The sequence below is a fragment of the Bacillus timonensis genome, from assembly GCF_004799755.1.
Classification (GTDB): Bacteria; Bacillota; Bacilli; order Bacillales; family Bacillaceae_L; genus Ferdinandcohnia; species Ferdinandcohnia timonensis_A.
Genome location: NZ_SLUB01000105.1, coordinates 1 through 6,045, shown reverse-complemented (window position 1 = coordinate 6,045; position 6,045 = coordinate 1). Strand labels below are relative to the sequence as shown.

General features: G+C 38.2%; 3 protein-coding genes. 2 read left to right on the top strand and 1 reads right to left on the bottom strand.

Features of this window, described 5'->3' with window-relative positions:
• The first annotated feature begins 261 nt into the window (after positions 1–261).
• Both E1I69_RS23700 and E1I69_RS23695 read left to right on the top strand, forming a co-directional pair.
• Positions 262–2,358 carry an S-layer homology domain-containing protein gene (locus tag E1I69_RS23700; protein ID WP_136381967.1) on the top strand — a complete coding sequence of 699 codons (2,097 nt, stop codon included), beginning with the start codon at positions 262–264 and terminating at the stop codon, positions 2,356–2,358.
• Positions 2,359–2,508: 150 nt separating this feature from the next.
• Positions 2,509–4,272, top strand: coding sequence for an alpha/beta hydrolase family esterase (locus tag E1I69_RS23695; RefSeq protein ID WP_136381966.1), 1,764 nt, complete (start codon positions 2,509–2,511; stop codon positions 4,270–4,272).
• A 77-nt stretch (positions 4,273–4,349) separates the two neighbouring features.
• On the opposite strand, the gene E1I69_RS23690 is transcribed toward E1I69_RS23695, so the two are convergent.
• Positions 4,350–6,045: IS1182 family transposase (locus tag E1I69_RS23690; RefSeq protein ID WP_136381965.1), on the bottom strand; the 1,696-nt coding region annotated here is incomplete at its 5' end.

Here is a 6,045-nt window from a genome sequence, read left to right as displayed (position 1 = left end):
GATCGATTTAGTAAACTATTGATTGAATACAGCGTAGTTATTAAATAATCTTTGTAAATGGATTATGATCTTACATTTTGTTATGGAGGGGATATGGATCTAGTATATCAAATGGTGAAGTTCTCATATTATTTATTTGTTTGTTGAAAACGTTTCAACTTGTTAGGTAGTTTGTAATAGTCATGTTCTAATTGTAATGAAAAGTCAAAGTCATCTATCAGGACAGGAAGGTGTGTAATACATAAAAGAGGAGGTACGATCGTGTTAAGAAATTTTAAAAAATCAAAGTTATTCTTAATGTTGATGATAGTAGTGATGCTATTTCCTAGTACTTTATATGCATCCACACAGGGAGAAAATAAAAAGGTATTAAAAGGGGACTTAATTAGCAAAGCTGAGTTTATCGCTAAGATTTCGAGCTACTTCGCATGGCCACATCCGAGTGATTACAATGACATATGGAAGGCTCCACTAAAAAAATTTAATGACGTTAAAACCACAGATAAATATGGCAAGGAAATTGAAGCAGCTTACGAGGAAGGCATCATAAGTCCTGACTCTCAGGGTAACTTCAATCCTGACACCGAGGTCTCACGACAGGATGCTGCGGTAATACTCGCTAATGTGTTTAAAATTACGGAGTCGGATAATGATGCTAAGTTTTCCGATTACAAAAATATTAGACCTGACGCCAGAGGCAGTGTGAATGCGTTGGTAGAATGGGGATTTATGTCGGGAAAAACACCTAAGTTGTTTGCACCTAATGAACCAATCAAAACATCCGAAGTAGAGAAGATATTCAACAAAATAACCAGTAAGATAGTTACCCCAGTCCAAGCACTCCCTAAGCAGAATGCCGTAGCACCAAGACGCTATGTCAAGCTGTATACTCCTACACCAGACGCTACCATTTACTATACGACAGATGGGTCAGAACCAACGACATCCAGTAAAATATACACCGTTGAATATACGGGACATATTAATGAAATGCTAAATAATAGTCAACTTCCTGAGCGAACAGTTGTTTATAAAGCTATAGCAGTAAAGGACGGAATGGTAACAAGTCCTGTTCAAACTTTTACTTGGCATCTTTATCGTCCAGTAATTGATGATTTTCAGCACAAACTTATCAAAGAAAAAACCAGCAGCAGCCCTGCTGTATATCAACTCTATAACGATTCAGAATCAGTTCGTCCAATGGCTTGGTACATCGAGGGTCAAGATAAGGGAATACTGTTTGATGCATTACAAACTAGAGCTGATGCAAAAAACTTGAAAGAGTATATTGATGAAAATATAGCTAAAAAACCTTATTCTGTAATAATTGGGCACTCCCATGGCGACCACATGGCCCAGGCACCAAATTTTGCGGATGACCACGAAATTTATGTGAATGAGCGTGGATGGGCTCCTATCGCCTCTGTCCTTAACAATCCGGAAGATCAGGCTAAGGTGAAAAACATTGAAGAGGGCGATGTAATTGATGTAGGAGGCAGCAAGCTTCATGTATATGCCTTACCAGGACATGACCATAGTGATATTATCCTTCAGGACAAGGAAAATGGATTAATATTCGCATCCGATATATACGGCTGTACGAGAGCAGGCTCTGCTGATAATGTTGCAGTAATGGGAGTGAAGACAGATCTTTTCCTATCTCTTGTCCAGCAAACATATTCCAACTTTAAAAAAGATGATGGCAAAATCACTCAGATTTTTACAGGTCATGACGAGTCAGCACTTGAGGCTAGTCATCTAGGAATATATGAAGCCGCTGTGCAACAAGTAATTGATAAAGGTGAAAACGGCACAACTCCAACATTACGTGGAAATAATGATGCTCCTAATAGCAGAACAACAATAATTGGTGATATGTGGAAGGACGGCACCAATTGGATTGCGATTAAACTTCCTGGTATTAAAGGTGATAGTACTGAATACCTCACTTCGTCACCTATCAACTATAATAGCAAGGACGGATATATGAAATATTCCGTGCTCTCCAATATTGAAATTGAAGGTGGAGAACTAGTAGGAAAGCCTGTCCAGTGGGCAGAGCCTAGGTCTTTTTCTTGGGCAGGTAACACAATAACGGTAAACAATTCGTTACAAAACAAGTTTGATCCTTGGACATATGATTACACGATCGAAGTACCAAAATCCAATGAAAACATCACTATCATACCAACAACGATGTCTACTAACGTAAAGACTATTAGGATTAACGGTAAAAAGGTAGATTATCGATCAAAGACTTCCATTCGAGTTTCAGATGGGTCAGTGATTAAAATCGAAATCATTGCGCCGGACAAAGTTACGACTAGTACTTATACTTTTACGGTAAATAAGAAATAAAATTACAGTTGGAGGATGGGTAAATTAAACTAGCAGTCACTTATAGTCACTGTAAAAGACCTTGCCCATCCGCAAAATCCTGAATGTTGGCAAGAACAGCGTGTTTTGCGATTGGAAGATGTTCATCAATAAAATCCCGGGGGTAATGGTATGAAAAGTAAAATACTTTTTTCTATGATTTTTGCTTTAATAACGCTATTAGGTACAATATTACCAGTTTCAGCAGCCTCTAATCATGAAAGAACTATATTTAAAGCGATTCAACTTGATGGTATGAAAAAACCTCCAATTGACATCACAATGGGGAACAAATTGCCGTTAACTGGTTATTTTACTCGTAATGTCAATATTGGTGAGAATAAACGATCAGTTAAGATTTACGTAGCACCGGATACCACTGTACGTGATTACTTCACTGTAATTGCTACACCGGGTGGCATGTCTACTGAAGAATTTCTAAAGAAAACCGGTTGGTTGGATATTGCCGATAAAAAATCGGAAGGTTTGTTTATTCTTGAGCCTGGAACAGATGGTTGGGGGACTGTTGAAGAGGAGCTTGCCTATATCAACGAGGCATTCAAAGTGATCAGGGATACTACATATTACAATACTTTTGGTCTCTTCTATCTTGCAGGTTATGGTGATGGCGGAACGGCACTCCAGGCTTGGGCAATGGAAAATCCGTTGTTTGTAATTGGTTCTACATTTATTCAAACGAAAGATTTAGATACGGATTTTATAAATAATATAGGTTCGAAAACATTCCCTGAAAATAAAAACATCTCTTACAGCGAAGTTCCTGTCCCAACATGGTTTATTAACAATGATTTAAATTCTATAAAAAACGTTGTTGAGTACTGGAAAGTGGCCAATGACACCGTTCCTAACGGTGAAATCTCTGCAAACAATCCAATGGGAAGTAAAGTCTTTATGCAAAAAGAAGATTCAAAAAGTATTGTAACATCTTATAGTGATGTCCGCTCTCAAGTGGCAGTCTTTGAAAAAGGTGGCAATGGGGTTTATAGTAAAGGTTTTACAAAGAAGGTCTATGATTTTCTATCATATTATACACGTTATGACAGTACTTCTATTAACGGGAATGTTCTAGGAGTTAGACCTGATTATGAGGCAATGGGTGTAGAAATCAAGGAAATGGACCTTAACGGTTATAAAAGGGAGTATTTGGTATATGTGCCTGAATCTGCGCCATTGGAAAATATCCCTGCAGTCTTTGTCCTTGCTGGAAATACTCAAACCGCGAGAGTATTCTTTGATGCTAGTCATTGGTGGGAAGTGGCAGATAAATATGGATTCATGCTTGTAATGCCGAGTGAGCAATACAATTCCTCTACTGAAGTGACCTGGAATGTCAATTACAACACAGATAAGCAAGATGACTTTTTATTCCTTGAAGAAGTCATAATACAAATTGATAAAGACTATAATGTGGATCCAGGAAGACGTTATCTTACTGGCCAGTCTCTTGGTTCCATGTTCACTAACTATGCTACTGCTGTAATGCCGGAATACTTTGCGGCGGTCGGTTCTACCTCCGGACCTCTTTTAAGATCGCTTGAAGGAAAGACTGACAAAATTCCTGCATACCTATTCTTTGGTGAATATGACCTATGGAATTGGGATTTTACAAGAGATGGTCAAACGAAAAATACAATTGAATACTGGCTTAATAGAAATGCTCTAGGAGATTTCGATGATGCCGTAGTAACAACAAAAGACCGATATACAACTTACACCTGGTACGATGAAAATGATATACCAATGTACAAATATACTCAAACGAAGGATAGGGCCCATAATTTTATTGTGTCAGAGGTGTGGGAATTATGGGAAGACTGGTTTTCTCATTGGAAAATGGATGAAGATGGAGTCCGTCACTATCTTGAAAACCAATAAGGCAATCAGGACGCATAGGGCTTTCTGAAGTTTGTTATTACAATAGTGCCAAGAAAAAAGGGACTGTCCGATAAGTCCTAAAAAATAAGGCAAGGGGGAAAAACAATTCGTTTTTCTCCCTTGCCCTTTTGAGTTTTTCGATTTTTCTCTGAAAGTAGCTGGCGGATGCCTGCTACTTTCAATATATTGTGGGCTAATGCCACAATCCCAAACTCGACATATACTTTGTCGAGCCCCCGCAAGGAAAATCTGCGGAACGACCTATTGCCCTTGATGTGACCGAACACACTTTCTACCTCAACTTTACGTTGAGCGTAGATAGCGGCCTTTTCTTCACATTCAAGGGCTGATTTAGCTTTAGCTTTCATTTCTTCAAAGATTGTGTTCCAATGAATCTGACGGTTACCTTTTGCTTTTGTACATTGTGCCTTAAGTGGACAATCTGTACAATCTTCACATTCATATATTTTGAAACTTTGCTCGTAGCCAGACCTATTCTTTTTGTTCATGTATTTTTTAAACGTAACTTTCATTCCATTCGGGCAAATAAAACAGTCATCCTCTTCCACATAAGTCCAATTCTTCGCGTTTTTGATGTCTTTTTTATATTTGCGGGTTTGTTCCTGTACATAACTTCCGTAAGGAATAAGAAACTCAAATCGTTGCTCTTTCTCATCTCCAACAGCGTATACATAATTCTCTTCACTACCATACCCTGCATCTGCACTCACTACTTTAGGCATTGGTAGAGAAGAATTAGCTAGTTTCTCCATGTGTGGAATAAAACAGCGAGTGTCCGTTGGGCGTTGATGGATTGAATAGTGAAGAATAAACTGTTTTTCAGTTCCTATTTGTACGTTATATCCCGGCTTAAGTTGACCATTTTTCATATGATCTTCTTTCATCCGCATGAAAGTGGCATCTTTGTCCGTTTTCGAATAGCTATTCCGATCACCAAACACTTCATTTTGTTCTTTGTACTTAGTCATTCTAGGTATAAAATCCTCTCGGATTTGCTTGATGGATTTCTTTAATTGACTACGTTCTTGTCTTTTTTCTTTTCGAACGTTTTTATCCGTTTCGCTATCAATTACCTCTGTTAATGCCTCAACTTTTCCCTCAAGTTCTTCGGCAACTTCTACTAATTCTTGTTCAGTGATTTCTTGTTCTGAATGTGCTTCCGACTGCGTTAATTCATGAATATGCTGAAGGGCGTCCTTAATTTTTTCTTTTAATTTCTCTTCGAAATTTGAAGTCGCTCGTTTCCATACAAAACTATACTTGTTGGCGTTGGCTTCAATCTTAGTGCCATCCAAAAAATAATTTTCAAATGTTATGTAGTTCTCTTCAATCAACTTGTGAATCATAGCTTCGAATAGTTCATCCATAAAGTCTTTCATGCGTCCGCCACGAAACTCATTGATTGTACGGAAATCTGGTAGTTGCATCGCTGACAACCACATGGCGGGGATACTTTCATTTGCTAATTTTTCGATTCCACGGCAGGAATAAACCTTTTGGGAGTAACCATAAAGGATGATTTTAAGCATCATTTTAGGATGGTACGACCTTCTCCCACCACCTACATAGTAAGAAAACAGTTTCTCATCAGGAATAGCTTCAACCATTTCGTCTACTACACGGGCCTCGTGATGTTGTGGAATAAGGGATTCGATATCATAAATCATTTGAACTTGTCGATTATCGTAGGGTTTGAAAGTAGGAGCTAATTTCCTTGGATTAGGTACTTTTTGTTTTCCACTTTCTTGGTTT